Source organism: Streptomyces sp. WZ.A104, from assembly GCF_002382885.1.
GTDB lineage: Bacteria > Actinomycetota > Actinomycetes > Streptomycetales > Streptomycetaceae > Streptomyces.
In genome coordinates this window covers 1-17,168 of sequence record NZ_NWVL01000015.1, presented here as the reverse complement: position 1 = coordinate 17,168, position 17,168 = coordinate 1, and the positions used below count along the sequence as shown (strand labels likewise).

Genomic DNA, 17,168 nt, shown 5'->3' with positions numbered 1-17,168 from the left:
CGCCGTTCTCTCCGGCCGCGGCCCGTCGGTGCCGGTCGTTCCTGTCGGCGGGTGACAGTCCCGGTCAGGTCACCGGGCTCGTCGCCGGCATCTCGCCCTCGGTGGTCGTCACGTCGATCACCGAGAACGAGGCGCCCTGCGGATCGCTGAGCGCGGCGAACCGGCCGAACGGGCTGTTCATCGGTCCGAACCGCAGTACTCCGCCGTGCTCGGTCGCCTTCGCCACCGCCGCGTCGCAGTCCGGGACGGAGAAGTACACGTTCAAGAAGGAGGGCAGGTCGGGCGGGAAGTCGTCGCCCATCGCCATCCGGCCGAGGACCGTCTGCCCCTGGACGTCGAACATGGCGAAGTCCATCGACTCGTCGTCGAACTTCCGTGCCGTGTAGGGGAAGACCGCCGGGTAGAAGGCGTCGACGGCCTTCGGGTCACGGGTGAAGACCTCGCCCCAGCAGTACCCGCCGGGGGCGCCCATCTCCGTCTCGAACCCCTCGTGGCTGTTCGCCTGCCAGATGCCGAAGACGGCGCCGCCCGGGTCGCGGGCCAGCGCCATCGTGCCGAAGTCGCCGACCTGCATCGGCTCCACCAGCACCTCGCCGCCGTTGTCGCGGACCTTGCCCGCGGTCGCGGCGGCGTCCGGGGACGCGAGGTAGAGACACCACGCCGAAGGGCTTTCCTCCTCGCCCGGCATGGGCGGGGAGACGGCGGCGGCCGCCTTGCCGTCCGCGAACGCCTGCGTGTAGTCGCCGAACTCCGGCGCGGCCTCACCGAACGTCCAGCCGAGCACATCCGCGTAGAAGCTCTTGGCCCTCTCGGTGTCGGCGAACATCGCGTCCGCCCAGCACGGAGTGCCTTCCGGTCGTACAGCCATGGCACGGTCCTTCCTGCGTCCAGTCGTCGGCCCCACCCGCACGGCCAAAGCTAGTCAGCCGGGCGTGAGACCGCGCGTCGGGACATCAGTGGCGCGACCGGTGCCGGTGCTGCCGCTCCTCGGGGGCGTAATCCGGGCAGTCGGGGTTCTGGCAGGGGCCCGGACGCCAGACCGGGACGAAGATCCCCAGGGTCTTGTGGCGGTGGATCTCGGACGGGACGGGTTCCTTGCAGGTCGGGCACATGAAGGCGGCCCGCTGCCGGGTCTCACGCTCTTTTCTGGCCATTTCCTCACGATAGGCCCGGCCAGGGGCTTTGGAAAGACTTTTCCTCTGCTTTGCCGCTGCTTTACTTGTCGGTATTGGCGGTACCGGCGTCCGTGCCGCCTGTTCCGGCCGCACCGCCCAGCTCGCCCGGGGGCCTCGGGGGGCGGCGGACGCTCAGGGTCACCGATACCGCCAGAATGACGACGATAACCGCCAGGCTCACCGGCGAGGGGATCTCCGGAATGGAGGTGCTGATCATCTTGTGGCAGGCCTGGAGAATGAGCTTGACCCCGATGAAGGCGAGAATGATCGCCAGCCCGTGGCTCAGGTAGTGGAACCGGTCCAGCAGTCCCGCCAGCAGGAAGAACAGGGCCCGCAGCCCCAGGATCGCGAAGGCGTTGCTGGTGTAGACGATGAAGAGGTCGTCGCTGACCGCGAGCACGGCCGGGACGCTGTCGACGGCGAAGATGAGGTCGGCTGCCTCGATCGCGGCGACCACCGCGAGCAGCGGGGTGCCGATCCGCCGCCCCTCCTTGTGCACGACGAAGTGCGTGCCGGCGTATTCGTCCTGCACCGGCATGATCTTCCGCAGCATCCGTACCGCGAAGCTCTTCCCCGGGTCGAAATTCTCCTCCTGGCCGCTGAGGATCTTATAGCTGCTGTAGAAAAGGACCAGGGCGAAGAGGAACAGCACGAACGTGAAGCGGTTCACCACCGCGACACCGGCTGTCAGGAAGATCGCCCGGAAGACGAGAGCGCCGATGACGCCGAAGAACAGCACCCGGTGCTGATACTCCCGGGGCACCTTGAAATAGGCGAAGATCAGTGCGAAGACGAAGAGGTTGTCGACCGAGAGGCTCTTCTCCAGCAGCCAGGCGGTGGTGTATTCCGTGCCCGCCGTCGTCCCGAGGGTCAGGAAGACGACCGCGCCGAAGACCAGCGCGAGGCCGACCCACAGCGCGCTCCACAGCCCGGCCTCCTTGAAGCCGATGACATGCGCCTTGCGATGCGCCAGCAGGTCGACCGCCAGCGAGACGACCACGGTTACCGCGAACACGATCCAGAGCCACACCGGTACGTCCACGCCGGAGACCTCCCCTTCGCCCGTTGGGTTCTTAAGAGTGTGCCCCGCCAAGGCCGCTGCTGCGCGCCGGAGAGCGCGAATTCACGGCCGCGACCGAGGCCATCAGCTCAGCGTCGAGGAACGAGGGGTCGGCCAGCCGGGTGGCGGCAGCGTAGGAGTTGAGCAGCGCCTTGGTCACCCGCAGGGCGGCCTCCGGGCGGCGGACCACCGGTTTCGCCCAGGCGACGACCGCCTCGTCCAGCTCCGCTTCGGCCACCACGCGCTGGAGGACGGAGAGCCCGTGCGCCTCGGTGGCGTCGAAGGAACGCCCGGTGAGGATCAGTTCGCGGACCCGGGCCGCGCCGACCTCGTGGATCAGCCGGGGCAGCAGCCCGCCCCAGGCGGTCGGCAGCCCGAGCGCCAGTTCCGGCAGCCGGAAGGAGGCGGTGTCCGCGCCGACCCGCAGATCGCAGGCGAGGGCGAGCGCGAAGCCCGCGCCGACGGCCTTGCCCTGGACCCGGGCGATGGTCACCGCCCGATTGCCGGAGATCGCCTCGCAGACCCGGCGGGCCTTCTCCCCGGAGACCCGGATGCCCCGGCCGGCGGGGTCCTCCTCCAGCCACCGGGCGAACTCCGTACGGTCGCCGCCCAGGCAGAAGTCGTCCCCGGCGCCGCTGAGCACCACGACCCGCACCTCGGGGTCCGGGGCGGTGTAGAGATCCAGCAGCTCGTCGAGCATCGCCTCGGTCACCGCGTTGCCGGTCTCCGGCGCGTGCAGCTCCACGTGCAGAACGGCCCCCTCGCGCCGGGTGCGTACCGTCGCGGGAGGCTCGTCCGGTGTGGAGGGCCGGGGAGCGGGCGAGGAGGAGTTCAGGAAGTCGGGCAGCGAGAGCTTCACAGCGCCACACCCAGTGAGGTGACCCGGCGGAAGACCATGCGGGTGGCGTACACCGCGGGGGACGTGGTGTGCAGCGTGGGGAATCGGTCCAGCATGCGCGTCAGCAGCGTCCGGGCCTCCAGCTTGGCCAGTGCGGCGCCCAGGCAGTAGTGCACCCCGCCGCCGAAGGTGAGGTGGCTGCCGCCGCGCAGGATGTCGAAGGAGCCGGGGTCCGGATTGCGCCGCGGATCGTGGTTGGCGGCTCCGTACAGGACGTGCACCATACTGTCCTTCTTGATCGGGACCCCGGCCAGGACGGTGTCCTCGGCGGCGATCCGGGTGTTGATGTGGATGGGCGGGTCGTAGCGCAGCGCCTCGTCGACGGCCGCGTCGATGTGCTCCGGGTGCTCCCGCAGCCACTCCCAGCGGCCGGGCTCGGCCAGCAGCAGCGAGGTCATCGCGGAGAGCAGGGTGGCGGTGGTCTCCAGCGAGGCGATCGTGACGAACATGGTGAGGCGGTAGAGGATCTCGTCCGCCCGCTCCCGGTCCGGTTCCATCGCGTCCCAGGTGTGGAGCCAGCCGGTCAGCACATCGTCGCGCGGCTCGGCCCGGCGGCGGGCGATCAGGCCGTTGAAGTAGGCGCGCAGCTGTACGGTCGCCCCGGCGGAGACCGCGAGCTGCGACTTGGTCGGCAGTAACTCCTGTGCGTACACCTGGTTGTGCGTCATCTCCAGGATCCGCGGATAGTCCTCGGGCGGTATGCCGAGCCAGGAGCCGACCGTGCTGATCGGCAGCTGCTCGCTGACCGTGGAGACGAAGTCGGCCTCGCCCCAGCGGAGTTTGTCGGCCAGCTCGTCCAGCAGCCGGTCGGCGTGGCCCTCGACGTCGGGGGTGAGGCGTTCGATGGTCGAGCGGTCGAAGAGATTGCCGAGGCTGCGTCGCTGGCAGGTGTGCTCGGGCGCGTTGAGCCGGGAGAGCGTGCCGGTCATCTCCCGGGTGGCGACGGCCTCCCAGCGCTCGCTGTCCTCCTGCCGCTCCTGCCAGGCGAAGTCGGGGGTCAGCCAGCCGCGGCCGCGCAGGACCTTGGCGCAGGTGTCGAATCCGGTGACGAAGTACCCGTCCCACGGAGCTCGGACGACGTCACCCATCGTCCGTAGCTCCGCGAGTATTCCGTAGGGATCGGCCTGCCCTTCCGGGGAGTTGAGTCTGCGGAGCAGGCCGACCACCGCGCGTCGGCCGTCGGGGGTCCTGTCTTTACCGCCTGTGATACTCACGCAGAGTTCCTTGACTTAGGCCCGTGGTTACCGCCCTGAACCTACCCCTCCGGATATCTGCGCCAAGCGTCGATCCCTGTTGCCCCCGTCACATGCAATCGTTCGCAAATGCCCGTCTTCACCAGTGAATTGTCGGCCTGTGAGCCATACGTCGGTCAGACACGGAACACGTCGAGGAACGAACTCCACCAACCCTTGGTCTTCTTGGCCGGCTCCGCAGCGTGACGGTGTGTCGGAGCGGCGGCGGGCGCCGCGGTCCGGTACGGATCGGGCAGCTGCGCCGAGGTCTGCGCCGGGGCCGGCGGCTGCACCCCGGCCGCCGCGCGCCGGGCGGCCGTCGGGGTGAACCGTACGGGCAGCGCGACCAGGGCGCGGTGGAAGGGGCCCGGCCGCCAGGCGACCCCGGAGGCCGGGACGGCGAGGGAGAGATCCGGGACGGTGTTGAGGATCTTCTCGATCGCGGTCAGCGCGATCAGCGTCGCGGGCGACTTGGCCGGGCACACGTGCGGGCCCGCGCCCCAGGCCAGGTGGGCCCCCTTGCTCAGGGTCTGGCGGGCGTCGGTGAGGGACGGGTCGCTGTTCGCGGCGGCGAAGCTGATCAGCACCGGAGTCTCCGCCTTCAGCGTCACCCCGTCCAGCTCGATGTCCCGCACCGGGTAGTGCGTCGCGTAGTTTGCGATCGGTGGGTTGTTCCACAGCACGTCGTCCAGCGCGTCCTCGACGAGCATCCCCGAACCGCGCCGCTCGGGCGCGCCGGGCTGCTCCCCGGCGAGCATCAGCAGCAGTGCGTTGCCGATCAGATTGCGCTCCGGCTCGACGCCCGCGCCCATCAGCATCACCAGCTGGTCCTTCAGCTCCTCGTCCCGCAGCCCCGCCGGGTGCTGGATCAGCCAGGAGGTGATGTCCTCGCCGGGCTGGCGGCGCTTGATCGCGACCAGCTCCATCAGGCACTCCGTCAGCTCGGCGTTGGCGCGCAGCACGTCCTCGCCGTCGAAGATGGCCGACATCGAGCGGGTCAGCCGGTCGCCGATGTCGCCGGGGCAGCCGAAGAGCTGGTTGAACAGCAGCAGCGGCAGGAGCTTGGCGTACTCGTTGAGCAGATCGGCGGTGCCGCGCTCGATGAACTGGTCGATCAGATAGTCGGCGATCCGCTCGACGTCCCGGCTGAGCCTGCTGCTGTTGAGCCGGGACAGCGACTCGGTGACCGCCTTGCGCAGCCGCAGGTGCTCCGCGCCGTCGGTGAACAGGCAGTTGGGCCGGTACACCATCATCGGCAGCACCGGGCTGTCCATCGGTACGGCGCCCTCGCGCAGCGCCGCCCAGCGCCGCGAGTCCCGGGCGAACAGCGCCGGGTTCTGGAGCACCCGCAGCGCCGCCTCGTGCTGCACGATCAGCGTGGCGTCCACTCCGGGGGCCAGCTCGATCGGGGCGGCGGGGCCGTGCGTCCGGAAGGTGTCGTAGACGCGGTGCGGATCGGCGGCGAACTCCGGTCCGTACAGCGACGTCTGCTGCTGGTGCGCGGGGCACCCGGCGGGCGGGCTGTACGGGGTGGCTCCCGGCGACGGGTCCATGTCGGCTTCCTCGGTGTGATCGCGGGGCCCGGTCGGCCCCGGCGTCGGTATACGTCTGTGGTGCGTCAGGCCGTGTGCGCGAGGAGATGGCGTACGAGAGTGATCAGGGCCTGCGCGGAGGATTTCTGGTCCCGGGCGTCGCAGAAGACGACCGGGGTGTCCGGCAGCAGGTCGAGCGCCTCGCGCAGCTCGTCCTCGGCGTGCCGGGTGTACGGGTCGAAGCTGTTGACGGCGACCGCGTACTCCAGTCCGTACGTCTCGACCAGGTCGATGACCGGGAACGTGTCGGCGAGCCGGGCCGGGTCGACCAGGAGCAGCGCGCCCAGCGAACCGCGCGCCATGTCCTCCCACAGCTCCACGAACCGCTGCTGCCCCGGCGTACCGAACAGGTAGAGCACCAGCTCGTCGCTGAGGGTGAGCCGCCCGAAGTCCAGGGCGACCGTGGTCGTCTTCTTGTCGGGCGCCCCGCGCAGATCGTCCACCTGGGCCGCGGCCTGGGTCATCCGCTCCTCGGTGCGCAGCGGGGTGATCTCGGACAGGGTGCCGATCAGCGTCGTCTTGCCGACGGCGAAGTGCCCGACGACGAGGATCTTCGCCGCGCGCCGCACCGCGTCCGGCACATAGATGCTCTCAGCCGAACCGGAGCTGAAGTCCATGCAACACCTCTTCGAGGATCTTCCTGTCAACGAGCTGGGCCGGCGGCGGCGCCTTCCGGCGCAGCAGGTGTCCCTGCTGGTTTAAGTCCTGGAGCAGCAGCCGGGCCACCCCGACCGGCAGGCCGAGGTGTCCGGCGACCTCGGCCACCGACAGGTAGCCGCCGGAGCACAGCTCCCAGATCGCCTTCACCTCCGGGCTCGGGTTCGGCGGCGGCTGGCGGTCGGGGGCGAGGGTGACCAGGGTGACGAGGGAGAGGTCCTCCGCGTCGGGCAGCCCGCGTCCCCCGGTGATGACATAGGACCGGACGAACCCGCTGCTGACCTGCTGCTCCTCGCCCGGCGCGGTCATATCTCGCTGCCCGCGCTCTGGCGGGGCGGCGTGGTCATCGCCTTCCCCAGCGCGGTGACCTGCTGCTGCATCCGGAAGGACATCGCCTCCATGTCCACGTCGGCGGCCGCGGTCGCAGCCAGATAGGCGCCGCTGCCCGCGGCGATGAGGAAGATCCAGCCGTCCTCGTACTCCAGGAGCGTCTGCCGCCAGCGGCCGGGGTCACGGGTCCCGATGAAGGGGGCGACCGCGCGGCTGAGGGACTGCATGGAGCTCATGGCCGCGGCGACGGTCTCCGCGTCGTCCCGGCCGATCTCGCTGGAGTTGGCGAGCAGCAGGCCGTCGGCGGACACCAGGATCGCGTGCCGGGCGCCGGGCACCTGGAGCAGGTCGTTGAGCACCCAGGACAGATCGGGATTCACTGGAACTCGGGTCCTTCCGTGGTCGTCGTGTCCCGCCCGGACCGGGTGCCGCGCTGGAACGCGCCGAGCCGGGAGGCGGTCTCCTCGTTGCTGCGCACGGGCTGCGGCTCGGCCGATGGCACCGCGGCGACCGGGCTCTTGCGACGACGCTTCGGCAGCCCCCCGGTGGTGGTGCTGATCTGGGCCAGCGGCTGGGTGGCGGTGTCCGGCCGGGGAGCGGGCGGGAAGAGCGGGGTGGGCGCCGGGGCGGCCGGGGCGGGGCCCTGGCGGTGGTCCGCAGCCTGGTGCGCCTGCGTCCGCTGGAGCTGCTGGGGCTGTGCGAACTGCAGGGGCTGCGGGAACTGCTGGGCCCCGGAGGCTTCGGCCATCCCGGACGCCTGAGGTGCTTCGGGAGCTTCGGCGGGTGCCATGGCGGGCGGCGCCTCGGTGGTGAGCAGTTCGTCGGGGATCAGGACCACCGCGCGTACGCCTCCATAGGGGGAAACGGAGTCCACCGAGACCCGGAAGCCGTAGCGGGCGGCGAGCATCCCGGAGACGGCGAACCCGAACTGCGGCGGGATGCCCAGGCTGGAGACGCTGATCGCCGCCTGGGGGGAGAGGAGGGCCGCCGCGCGGTCCTTCTCCTCCTGGCCCATGCCGAGACCGGCGTCGTCGACGATGAGGCAGACGCCCGTCGGCACGGCCTGGATGTTGATCTCCACCGGGGTGCCGGGGGCGGAGTAGTTCGTGGCGTTGGCGAGCAGCTCGGCGAGGACCACGGCGACGGGCTCCACCGCCCGGCTGACCACCGAGAAGTTCACCTGGCCGTTGACCCGGACCCGGTCGAAGTGCCGGATACGGCCCTGGGCGCTGCGGGCCACGTCGAAGACGGAGGCCACGGTCTCGCGCCGCCCGAGCCAGCCGCCGCAGAGCACCGCGATGCCCTGGGCGCGGCGGCCGAACTGGCTGTTGGCGTGGTCGACGGCCATCAGGTCGGCGAGGATGCCGGGGTCGTCGCCGTACTTGCGCTGGGCCTTCTCGATCACGACCTGCTGCTCGTCGGCGAGGCCCTGGAGGGTGCGGACGGCGGCTTTGAGGACCGCCTTCGTCTCCTCCTCCGCGTCCTTGCGGACCTCCGCGAGCTCGGCGGCCTGACGCTGGAGCAGACCGTTGTGGACGACGTGGAGTTCGTCCCGCTGGCGCAGGAGCGCGTCGCGCTCACCCCGCAGCTCGGTGGTCTGTCTGCGCAGTTTGACGTTGGTCGCGCGAGCCCGCAGGACGGCACCCACGGCGACCAGTGCTACGACAGCCAGCGCCCAGATGACGGGGCCCTGTGGAAAGGTCATGAGACTCACTTCAAGTGCCATGGCTGGGAAACGGCTTGACACCCCGTCAGGCGGCACGCGGCCGGGGCGGATCTCGCCGGGGCCGTGCGCCGCTTCGGGAGGTGCCCCTCCGAAGGTGGGGCCGAGGAATCCATTCCTCCCGGAATGCCCCCATATGCCATCAGCCCACTGGAAGTGAGATGATCTTATCATCGGCCGCGCGCTGAAATGTCAAGAGCGCCATGCCGGTGGCCACTTGACGCAGAACGTTCACATCCGGGAGATGTGACGGATGCCGCCCGTACCCTCCCCGTAGGGCGCCGTATCCGTGGCCGTAGGGCGCCACGCTCCTGGCCGTGGGGTGCCGCGTCCCTGGTCGGGGGTGCCGCACCCCCGGAATGCGACATTCCGGCCTCCGTCGACGGGCACCGCCTCCTGCCGTACCCTTCGCATGGTCGGCCGGGTGAAGGGGCGCATCGTGATTCGGGTTGCCGTCGTGGATGACGAGCAGCTGGTCCGGTCCGGGCTGAATTTGATCTTGGGTGCGGCCTCCGATATCGAGGTGGTCGCCTGCTGCGACGGCGCCGAGGCCGTCGACCGCGTACGGAACGGGCGCCCCGATGTGCTGCTGCTGGACATCCGGATGCCCGAGGTGGACGGGCTGACCGTGCTGCGCCGGGTGGCCGCCCTGCCGTCCGCGCCCGCGGTGGCGATGCTGACCACGTTCGACGCGGGCGAGTACGTCGGCGACGCGCTGCGTGCGGGGGCGGCCGGTTTACTGATGAAGAACACCGCCCCGGAACAGCTCGTCCAAGCGGTCCGCGTCCTGGCCTCCGGTGGCAGGATCCTGGCGCCCGAGGCGACCGGCGTGGTGATCGAGGGCTACCTCTCCGCCGCGCGGGGGGCGCCGGACAGCACGGTGGCGCTGACCGACCGCGAACGCCAGGTCCTGGCCCTGGTCGGCGCGGGACTCTCCAACCGCGAGATCGCCCGAGAGCTGCGGCTGTCCCACGGCACGGTCAAGGACCACGTCAGCTCGGTGCTCTGCAAGCTGGGCGGAGTCAACCGCGTCCAGGCCGCCGTGATCGCGGACCGGGCGGGACTGCTCGGGGGTGTCGGCCCGGTATGACCGGCAACACACCCCTTGACGCCGTGAAGCGGCTCCGCCCGCCCGGCCTCCGCCTGCCCCGGCTCCGTGTCTCCCGCCGCCTCCGCGCCGCCGGGCGGGCCGCCGTCCCCGTCGGCATCGCCGTGGTCGACGGGCTCCTCGTCAACGGGCTCGGGCCCGGCCCGGGCCTCTGGGTGGCGCTCGTCGCGGCGGGCGCGCTGGTGGCGCGGCGGCGCTGGCCCGAGCTGGTGCTGCTCGTCGGGCTGCCCGGCCTGTACGCCGGCCACCTCGCCTTCGCACCGCTGATCGCGCTGTACTGCCTGGCCGACCGCCGGCGCAGCGTGGCCGTCGGCGTCGTGGGGGCCGCCGCGGTCGCCCTGGCCCAGTTCCTGCCGTACCCGATCGCGGGCCTCCCGGAGCTGGCTCCGGACCGGGAGACGCTGATCACGGCGCTGGACTCCTGTGTCCTGGGCGCGGGGGCCGTGGTCCTGGGCCGGACCGCACGGCTGCGGCGCGAACGGCAGCGGGAGATCGCGCAGGCCCGGGAGCGCGAGCACCGGCTCCTCGCCGAGCGGACCCTGTCCACCGAACGGGCCTGGCTGGCCCGCGAGATGCACGACGTCGTCGCCCACCAGGTCAGCCTGATCAGCCTCCAGGCCGGGGCGCTCCAGGTCGGCGACCCGGACGCGGCCACCGTACGGACGACCGCCGGGGTCGTCCGGGACCTCTCGGCGAAGACCCTCACCGAGCTCCAGCACATGGTGGGCGTGCTGCGCGCCGACGGGGTCGCACCGTCCACCCTCGCCCCGCAGCCCCGCCTCGCCGACCTCCCCGCCCTGGTCCGCGACAGCGGGCTGCGCGCGACCCTCACCGCTCCCGAGGCCGCCGGGCACTGGCCCCGGGCGGTGGAGCGGGCCGCCTACCGCACGGTTCAGGAAGCCCTCACCAACGTACGCAAGCACGCCCCCGGCGCGGAGGTGGACATACAGGTCCAGCCGCTCGACGGCGGCCTCGGGGTCGAGATCCGCAATACCCCGGCCGACGGGGCCGCGGCCCCTCCGGACCTCCCCGGCGGCGGCCACGGGCTGGCCGGTCTGCGGGAGCGCGCGCAGTTGCTCGGCGGTTCGTTCCGCTCGGAGCGCGAGCCGGGCGGCGGATTCCGGATCCTGGCCGTGTTTCCCTGCCGGGGGGCTTTCTGAAGGGGTGTCCGCACCTGCCGGAACGGCCCGTGCGGTCCCTCTCCAGGAGGAGATCCATAACCCTGCCCCCCGCCGACCGGCGGGGGGTCTCCCCGTCGATTGGCCGGATAATTCGGGCCGATCTCGCTTAAGTGATTGGCTGGTTGCTGTCATTTCCCTGGAAAAGCTAGGATCGCTGTGCGCCTTGACCAGCGCACGCCGTGCGGGGGCCGTCGTGACGATTGCCCCGACGGCGGCCGTACGGGGGAAGTAGGGCAGGAATGGCAGATGACGGCATAGCTGTCGGGCTGATGGTCGCCAGATTGTCGTTGCGGCGGAGACTCACCAGGCTCTTCGCCCATCGCGGCTGGAATGCGGCCGAGAAGGAGGGGGCCGGGGGGCTCCTGCCCTTCGATGTCCTGGTCGCCGATATCGACCGGCTCGACGAGATACGGGATTCCGCGCCCGTCGTGGCGCTGACCTATGGTTCGGAAATACGCGATCTCGCAGCGGTGCAGGCCGATGTCCGGGCCGTCGTCGACCGCGACGACCTGGACGAGGCCTTCCTGGAGGCCGTGCAGGAGGTGGCGGCCGGGCACGGGTGGATCTCGCCCACGCTCGTCCGCCCGCTGCTGCGCGGGCAGGCGCCCGCACCGGTGGCGGCCCCGGCACCGGCCCCCGTGCTCCCGCAGGGGCGGGGGCGGACACTCGATCCGGCCCTGACGGCACGGGAGTACGAAGTCGTCTCGCTGGTGTCGCAGGGAATGAACAACAGTGAGATCGCGGGCGCCCTCTATATCGCGGAGAGCACCGTGAAGTTCCATATGTCGAACATTCTGCAGAAAACCGGATTCCGGGACCGCAGCCAGCTCGTGGCGCGTATGCCGGTGGCCGGCTGACCGGCACGCACAAACGCCACTGGTACATACCAACGTCAAGGAGACTGTCATGGAAAAGAAGAAGGAAGCGCTGCGCTGGGCCCCGGTGGGCATTCTGGTGGTGCTCGCGCTGATCGCTCCGCTCTTCGGCGACAACCCCACCGGCGTCGTGGTTCCGCTTCTGCTCGCGGTGACACTCGCGTGCACCAATGTCGCGATGCAGAAGAACGCGGTGAAGAAGGGCGGCGCCGGCAGCGCCGAGTGAGCCGGGGGCGCCTGGGGCGCCCGAGCGCGAGCCGACAACGCCGGGGCCGCCGCACGATCCGTGCGGCGGCCCCGGCGTTGTCGACTCGTCCGGCGTCGCTCAGGCCGCCTCGTAGCGGGTGAACCGCACCGCGCCGAGAGCGCCGATGGCCAGTGCGTACAGGGCGAGGACCAGGAAGCCGAGGCCCTGCGAGCCGCCGTCGGCCTCGGCGGCGGCCGTCATGATCGTGCCGCCGACCGCCAGGTCGCCCGCCCCGCCGGGAAGCAGATTGCCCAGCTCCGCGTTGCCCAGCGAGGAGGCGAGGATGCGCAGTGTCGGCTCCAGGAACTGGGTGACCAGCAGGATGCCGACGATCGCGGCCACCTGGTTGCGCACCAGCGCCCCCACCCCGACGCCGATCGCGCCCCACAGGGTGAGCACCACGATGCTGCCGCCCAGTGCGCCGAGCACCGTGCCGTCCGTGAGGTACGTGGGCTTCCCGTGCCCCGACAGCAGGGCGGCGGCCACCAGCGCGCCGGAGAGCACGGCCACCGTCCCGTACACGAACGCCGTGCCGAGCCCCACCAGGAGCTTCGCCCCGTAGACCCGGGCCCGGCGCGGCTCGGCCAGCAGCGTGGCGGAGATCGTACGGGAGTGGTACTCCTGCGTCACCACGATGACGCCGATGGCCAGCGGGAAGACGTACGCGAGCGCCACCGCCAGGTTGTACGCGGGCACGGCGTCGCCCGCCGTACCGAAGCTCAGCGGGCTGCGGGGGGCGTTGAGGGCGCCGAAGACGATCAGTGCCGTGAGGGCCGCGCTGCACAGACCGACGGCCAGCAGCAGGACCCACCACAGCCGGGTCGTGGTGAGCTTCAGCACCTCGGACCGCAGGAGGGCGGCCGGGGAGACGGCCCCGGTCTTTGTGCCCGTACGTGCGGGTGCCACCGCGCTTGTACCCGTGCTCATATCCGTACTCCGTTCCCGGCCCGTGTCAGCCGCAGGAAGGCCGACTCCAGGCGTTCGCCCGGCTCCAGCAGACCGTCGAGGGGGCCGTTGCTCAGCAGCCGCCCGTGGTGCATCAGCAGGACGTCGTCGACCGTCTGCTCCATCTCGCCCAGCAGATGGCTGGAGAGCAGCACCGTCCGGCCCGAGGCCGCGAAGTCCCGCAGGAACTCCCTCAGCCACAGCATCCCTTCGGGGTCCAGGCCGTTCGCCGGCTCGTCCAGGATCAGCAGCTCCGGATCGCCCAGCAGCGCCGAGGCCAAGGACAGCCGCTGCTTCATCCCGGTCGAGTACCCGGCGACCGGCCGGTCCGCCGCCCCGGTCAGCCCCACGTCCGCCAGCAGCTGGTCCACCCGCTGCGGTGTGCACCCGGCGGCCGGGGCGTAGCAGCGCAGATGGCCCCGGCCCGTGCGGCGGCCGACGAACGCCCCGCCGTCCAGGCCCACGCCGATCCGCCGGGTGGGGGCTGCCAGTTCACCGTAGGGGCGGCCCCACAGCAGCGCGCTGCCGCCGGTGGGGCGGACCAGCCCGAGGATCATGCGCAGGGTCGTCGTCTTCCCGGCGCCGTTGGGGCCGAGGAAGCCGGTGACACGGCCCGGCCGTACGTCGAAGGAGACCCCGTCGACGGCTCTCGTTCCCCGGAACTCCTTCTGGAGATCCCGGACCGAGATCACCTGCTGTCGCTGTGCTTCCTGTGTCATGCGGCGGCGCCTCCTTCTCTTCGGACTCTTCCGGCTCTTCAGACCGTGTTCAGGTCGACCTGCGAGCGGACCAGTTCCCGGTACGGGCCGGGCTCGGTGATCAGCTCCTCGTGGCGGCCGGTCTGCACGACCCGGCCGTGCTCCAGCACCACCACCAGATCGGCGTCCACGATGGTCGACAGCCGGTGGGCGATGATGATCCGCGTGCACTCCAGCCGTTCCAGCGCGGCCGCGATCCGGGACTCGGTGACCGTGTCCAGCGCGCTCGTCGCCTCGTCGAGCACGAGGACCCGGGGCTGCCGGGCCAGGGCGCGGGCGAGCGCGATCCGCTGGCGCTGACCGCCGGAGAGGCTGCCGCCCATCTCGCGCACCGGCGTGTGGTAGCCCAGCGGCATCGCCGCGATGTCGTCGTGCACATGCGCCTGGCGCGCCGCGTCCACGACCGCCTCCATCGTGGCGTCGGGCACCCCGAAGCGGATGTTGTCCGCGATGCTGCGGTTGCTGAGGACGATGTCCTGCGGGACGTACGCGGCGCTCCGGTAGAACGTCTCCGCGCTGATCTCGCGGATCGACACCCCGTCGTAGTCGACGTCCCCGGACTGGATCGGGTACAGCCCCATCAGCAGCTTGCCGAGCGTGCTCTTGCCCGAGCCCGAACTGCCCACCACCGCGACCCGCTGCCCGGCCCGGATGTCGAACGAGACGTCCGTCAGGGCCGGGGTGCGGGAGCCGGGGTAGGAGAAGCCCACGTTCCGCAGCCGCACCGCGCCCCGCACGAGGGCCGGGCGGTCGCCGAACGCCCCCGGGTCGTCCGGCTGGTGGAGGATGTCGCCGACCCGGGCCACCTGCGCGTTCGCCGTGATCAGCTGGGTGAACGCGCCGGACAGCGACATCACCATGCCCAGGCTCGTCGCGGTCAGCGTCTGCGCCGCCACCGCCGAACCGAGGTCCAGCGAACCGTTCAGCACCAGCCACAGCCCCACCGCCAGCACGAGCAGCGGCCCGAACACCTGGAACACCGCGTAGCCGCTGGTCGCCACGCCCTGGAGGACGATCCGCCGCCGGGTCTGCTCCATCCCCGCCGCGTAGACCTTCTGCCAGTCCCGGAAGAACGTCCCGGTCATCCCGGAGACCTTCAGCGTCTCGATCGAGGACAGCGCCTCCATCTGGAGCGACGAGGACTTCGTCGTCTCGCTGATCTCCCGCTCGGTGATCCGCCGGATCGGCCGGTACGTCGCCACCGCGACGGCCAGCATCGTCAGGAACACCGCGAAGGCCGCAGCCCCCAGGGTGAACGAGCGGTAGAACATATAGCTGAAGATCGCGATCAGGCTGCCGAGGTCGAGCAGCACGACCGACAACTGGCTGGAGATCATGTCCCGTACGGACGTGATGCTCGACAGCCGGTAGAACAGCTCCCCCTGCGAGCGGTTGGCGAAGTACTTGTAGGGCAGGTCGAGGAGCCGTTTGAACGTCTTCCCCATCATCGCCTCGCCCAGGCTCCGGATCACGGACGCCAGCGCCACGGTTCTGAGCAGCGAGAGCACGAAGAACACCGTCATCGGGGCGGTGAACGCCACCAGGACGAGGGCGATCGGGGCCTTCTCCAGATAGCCCGCGTAGTCGTTGACCGCGTACTGGGTGGCGATCGGCATGAAGATCGTGAACGAGTACAGCACCAGTGACATCAGGAACGCCTGGAGCAGCGGGCGCCGGGCGCCGGTCAGCGACCGGACGAACTCCCGCCAGACGCTGGGCTCACGGTGCCGCTCCGGCCGGTGCTCCGGCGTCGGTACGGCTTCGAGGGCCAGGCCCGAGTAGTGCTCGGCGAACTCCTCCGTGCTGTACTTGCGCCGCCCGCCGCCGGGGTCGACGACCGTGACCTGCCGCTCGTCGATCTCCTCGACGATCACGACGTGGCTGTCGTCCCAGTACGCGATGAGCGGCAGGGTGAGCTGCTCCAGCCGCTGGACCCCGGCCCGGAACGCCCGCACCTGGAAGCCCCGGCCGCGCAGGATGCTCGCGATCTCCTTGATGGTGAGGCCGTCGCGGCCCACCTCGTGCTCGCGGCGCAGGGCCGCCACCGAATCGCGGGAGCCGTACGCCGAGAGGACCATCGCGATGCAGCACAGGCCGCACTCGGCCTGGGCGAACTGCTGGACCTCGCGGACCCGTCGGACTCTGCGCATACGCCATGCCATCAGCGGCCTCCGAGGCAGCGGGGGAGGCCCGTTCCGGGGTGGCCGAGCATCTGCTGTGCCGCGAACCAGCCGGAGAGGCCGAGGAAGTAGGAGGGCAGGAGGGGTTCGGTGCCGATCCCGCAGGACCAGCCGCCCTCCCCGTACCGGTCGAGGAAGCCGGTGTGCAGGGCGGCGGCCCCGTCGCGCAGGTCGGGCCTGCCGAGCAGGTCCGCCAGGTGGCACAGGACCGCGATGCGGCCGGCGAGACCGTGGCAGAGGCTGAGGTCGGGGCCGGGTGCGGTGCCGGTGCCGGTTTCGGTTCCGGTGGGGCCCGGCTCCAGCACGCGGGCGATCTCCGGGGCGACCGCATCCGCCACGCGGCCCGCCGGTTCGCCGAGGGCGGTGAGCAGCGTGGCGTGCGCGTACGCGATGCCCGCGTACCCCTTGCACCAGCCGGTGCTGCCCGCCCCCCGGTCGCGCAGGGCGGCGTCCTGCCAGCGGTGGCGGCCGTAGGCCTCGGCGAACAGCTCCAGATGGGCGCGGGCGCCGCTGTCCCCGTCCAGGCCCGCCGCGACCATCGCGGACAGGGCCGTGATCCGGCCGAACCGGCCGTGGGCCAGCCCGAGTTCGGTGCCTTCGGCGTACGTGGCCGGGTCGCCGTCCACCGCGACCAGGCGGCGCAGCAGCCGCTCGGCCCCGGCGCCGGTCACCTCACCCGCCCCGGCCCGGGTGTGGGCGGCGAGGTGGACGAGGTAGCCGCCGTAGCCGTTGAGGTGGTCGAAGTCGGCGGCGGAGAGCGCGTCGACGTCGAACGTGCCGTCCGCCGGGCGGAAGTGGACGTCGTCCCGGAAGCGGGCGTCCGGGTCCGCCAGCCGCCGGATCTCCCAGTCGGTCACCAGGTCGGAGAGCACTCCGGTGAACGGCGACATCGACAGCGGCGACCCGTCGAGCACGGTGGGCCGGGTGTGCACGGCCCCGGCGCACACCCGCTCCAGGTCCACGCCGACCGGGGAGACGCCGGTGCGGGCCGCGCTCTGGGCGAGGTGCAGCAGGAGACCGCCGCCGTCGTACAGCGTGGCGTCGACGCCGCCGAGGCGCAGCCCGTCGCCCCGGAGGCGGGGTGTCAGCCAGGTCGGGGCGTCGGCCCCGCCGACCACGAGGCCACGGAGCAGGGCGTGCCAGTCGCCCGGGTCGGCGAGCCCGGGGAGCGTCGGGTCGCCGCCGGCCGTGGTCCCGGGCCTCCGGG

At 71.4% G+C, this 17,168-nt stretch carries 18 protein-coding genes; 4 read left to right on the top strand and 14 right to left on the bottom strand.

Annotation, left to right across the window (positions count from 1 at the left end; translation table 11 throughout):
• Positions 1-64 precede the first annotated feature (64 nt).
• From CIB93_RS10770 to CIB93_RS10725, 10 genes are all read right to left on the bottom strand, one after another.
• The gene (locus CIB93_RS10770; RefSeq protein ID WP_096626491.1) at positions 65-868 is read right to left on the bottom strand and encodes a VOC family protein; all 804 of its coding nucleotides are present in this window, start codon (positions 866-868) and stop codon (positions 65-67) included.
• Between the two features lie 85 nt (positions 869-953).
• The gene (locus CIB93_RS10765) at positions 954-1,154 is read right to left on the bottom strand and encodes a hypothetical protein (protein ID WP_096626489.1); all 201 of its coding nucleotides are present in this window, start codon (positions 1,152-1,154) and stop codon (positions 954-956) included.
• A gap of 61 nt (positions 1,155-1,215) precedes the next feature.
• Positions 1,216-2,217, bottom strand: coding sequence for a TerC family protein (locus CIB93_RS10760; protein WP_257002136.1), 1,002 nt, complete (start codon positions 2,215-2,217; stop codon positions 1,216-1,218).
• 31 nt (positions 2,218-2,248) lie between these two features.
• Complete coding sequence (locus tag CIB93_RS10755) at positions 2,249-3,094, bottom strand: enoyl-CoA hydratase/isomerase family protein (protein WP_373558732.1); 846 nt, start codon at positions 3,092-3,094, stop codon at positions 2,249-2,251.
• A complete protein-coding gene (locus tag CIB93_RS10750; protein ID WP_096626635.1) occupies positions 3,091-4,221 on the bottom strand; it encodes a cytochrome P450 in 1,131 nt (376 codons plus the stop codon). Before CIB93_RS10750 ends, CIB93_RS10755 begins: the two co-directional genes overlap by 4 nt.
• A gap of 281 nt (positions 4,222-4,502) precedes the next feature.
• Positions 4,503-5,918, bottom strand: coding sequence for a cytochrome P450 (locus CIB93_RS10745; protein WP_096626487.1), 1,416 nt, complete (start codon positions 5,916-5,918; stop codon positions 4,503-4,505).
• A 65-nt stretch (positions 5,919-5,983) separates the two neighbouring features.
• Positions 5,984-6,574, bottom strand: coding sequence for an ATP/GTP-binding protein (locus CIB93_RS10740; protein ID WP_096626486.1), 591 nt, complete (start codon positions 6,572-6,574; stop codon positions 5,984-5,986).
• Positions 6,549-6,923 carry a DUF742 domain-containing protein gene (locus CIB93_RS10735; RefSeq protein WP_096626484.1) on the bottom strand — a complete coding sequence of 125 codons (375 nt, stop codon included), beginning with the start codon at positions 6,921-6,923 and terminating at the stop codon, positions 6,549-6,551. The genes CIB93_RS10740 and CIB93_RS10735 overlap by 26 nt, the downstream gene beginning before the upstream one ends.
• Positions 6,920-7,324 (bottom strand): roadblock/LC7 domain-containing protein, encoded by a 405-nt coding sequence (locus tag CIB93_RS10730; protein WP_096626482.1) that lies wholly within the window; start codon positions 7,322-7,324, stop codon positions 6,920-6,922. Before CIB93_RS10730 ends, CIB93_RS10735 begins: the two co-directional genes overlap by 4 nt.
• A complete protein-coding gene (locus CIB93_RS10725; protein ID WP_096626480.1) occupies positions 7,321-8,649 on the bottom strand; it encodes an ATP-binding protein in 1,329 nt (442 codons plus the stop codon). The genes CIB93_RS10730 and CIB93_RS10725 overlap by 4 nt, the downstream gene beginning before the upstream one ends.
• Before the next feature lie 457 nt (positions 8,650-9,106).
• On the opposite strand from CIB93_RS10725, the gene CIB93_RS10720 reads away from it, so the two are divergent.
• The 4 genes from CIB93_RS10720 (at position 9,107) to CIB93_RS10705 (ending at position 12,057) form a co-directional block, all read left to right on the top strand.
• On the top strand, positions 9,107-9,757 hold the full coding sequence (locus CIB93_RS10720; protein ID WP_179500056.1) for a response regulator transcription factor: 651 nt from the start codon (positions 9,107-9,109) through the stop codon (positions 9,755-9,757).
• Complete coding sequence (locus CIB93_RS10715; RefSeq protein WP_096626476.1) at positions 9,754-10,935, top strand: sensor histidine kinase; 1,182 nt, start codon at positions 9,754-9,756, stop codon at positions 10,933-10,935. Before CIB93_RS10720 ends, CIB93_RS10715 begins: the two co-directional genes overlap by 4 nt.
• Before the next feature lie 260 nt (positions 10,936-11,195).
• Positions 11,196-11,813: a response regulator transcription factor gene (locus tag CIB93_RS10710; protein ID WP_096626474.1), complete on the top strand. Its 618-nt coding sequence runs from the start codon at positions 11,196-11,198 to the stop codon at positions 11,811-11,813.
• A 49-nt stretch (positions 11,814-11,862) separates the two neighbouring features.
• Positions 11,863-12,057, top strand: a complete 195-nt coding sequence (locus CIB93_RS10705) for a hypothetical protein (RefSeq protein WP_096626472.1) — start codon at positions 11,863-11,865, stop codon at positions 12,055-12,057.
• Positions 12,058-12,156: 99 nt separating this feature from the next.
• Here CIB93_RS10705 and CIB93_RS10700 read toward each other — a convergent pair whose 3' ends face one another.
• The 4 genes from CIB93_RS10700 to CIB93_RS38785 all read right to left on the bottom strand — a co-directional run.
• Positions 12,157-13,005, bottom strand: a complete 849-nt coding sequence (locus tag CIB93_RS10700) for an ABC transporter permease (protein ID WP_096626470.1) — start codon at positions 13,003-13,005, stop codon at positions 12,157-12,159.
• Positions 13,002-13,742 (bottom strand): ABC transporter ATP-binding protein, encoded by a 741-nt coding sequence (locus CIB93_RS10695; protein ID WP_096626468.1) that lies wholly within the window; start codon positions 13,740-13,742, stop codon positions 13,002-13,004. The genes CIB93_RS10700 and CIB93_RS10695 overlap by 4 nt, the downstream gene beginning before the upstream one ends.
• Before the next feature lie 38 nt (positions 13,743-13,780).
• The gene (locus CIB93_RS10690) at positions 13,781-15,931 is read right to left on the bottom strand and encodes a peptidase domain-containing ABC transporter (RefSeq protein WP_257002135.1); all 2,151 of its coding nucleotides are present in this window, start codon (positions 15,929-15,931) and stop codon (positions 13,781-13,783) included.
• A gap of 11 nt (positions 15,932-15,942) precedes the next feature.
• The coding region (locus CIB93_RS38785) for a lanthionine synthetase LanC family protein (RefSeq protein ID WP_306454808.1) at positions 15,943-17,168 on the bottom strand (1,226 nt) is incomplete at its 5' end.

Excerpts from the sequence above, each read along its gene's own strand:
- CIB93_RS10735 (WP_096626484.1), bottom strand. The coding sequence starts at position 6,923 with ATGACCGCGCCGGGCGAGGAGCAGCAGGTCAGCAGCGGGTTCGTCCGG.
- CIB93_RS10710 (WP_096626474.1), top strand. The coding sequence starts at position 11,196 with ATGGCAGATGACGGCATAGCTGTCGGGCTGATGGTCGCCAGATTGTCG.
- CIB93_RS10770 (WP_096626491.1), bottom strand. The coding sequence starts at position 868 with ATGGCTGTACGACCGGAAGGCACTCCGTGCTGGGCGGACGCGATGTTC.
- CIB93_RS10695 (WP_096626468.1), bottom strand. The coding sequence starts at position 13,742 with ATGACACAGGAAGCACAGCGACAGCAGGTGATCTCGGTCCGGGATCTC.
- CIB93_RS10740 (WP_096626486.1), bottom strand. The coding sequence starts at position 6,574 with ATGGACTTCAGCTCCGGTTCGGCTGAGAGCATCTATGTGCCGGACGCG.
- CIB93_RS10725 (WP_096626480.1), bottom strand. The coding sequence starts at position 8,649 with ATGACCTTTCCACAGGGCCCCGTCATCTGGGCGCTGGCTGTCGTAGCA.
- CIB93_RS10750 (WP_096626635.1), bottom strand. The coding sequence starts at position 4,221 with ATGGGTGACGTCGTCCGAGCTCCGTGGGACGGGTACTTCGTCACCGGA.
- CIB93_RS10690 (WP_257002135.1), bottom strand. The coding sequence starts at position 15,931 with ATGCGCAGAGTCCGACGGGTCCGCGAGGTCCAGCAGTTCGCCCAGGCC.
- CIB93_RS10745 (WP_096626487.1), bottom strand. The coding sequence starts at position 5,918 with ATGGACCCGTCGCCGGGAGCCACCCCGTACAGCCCGCCCGCCGGGTGC.
- CIB93_RS10765 (WP_096626489.1), bottom strand. The coding sequence starts at position 1,154 with ATGGCCAGAAAAGAGCGTGAGACCCGGCAGCGGGCCGCCTTCATGTGC.
- CIB93_RS10705 (WP_096626472.1), top strand. The coding sequence starts at position 11,863 with ATGGAAAAGAAGAAGGAAGCGCTGCGCTGGGCCCCGGTGGGCATTCTG.
- CIB93_RS10715 (WP_096626476.1), top strand. The coding sequence starts at position 9,754 with ATGACCGGCAACACACCCCTTGACGCCGTGAAGCGGCTCCGCCCGCCC.
- CIB93_RS10700 (WP_096626470.1), bottom strand. The coding sequence starts at position 13,005 with ATGAGCACGGGTACAAGCGCGGTGGCACCCGCACGTACGGGCACAAAG.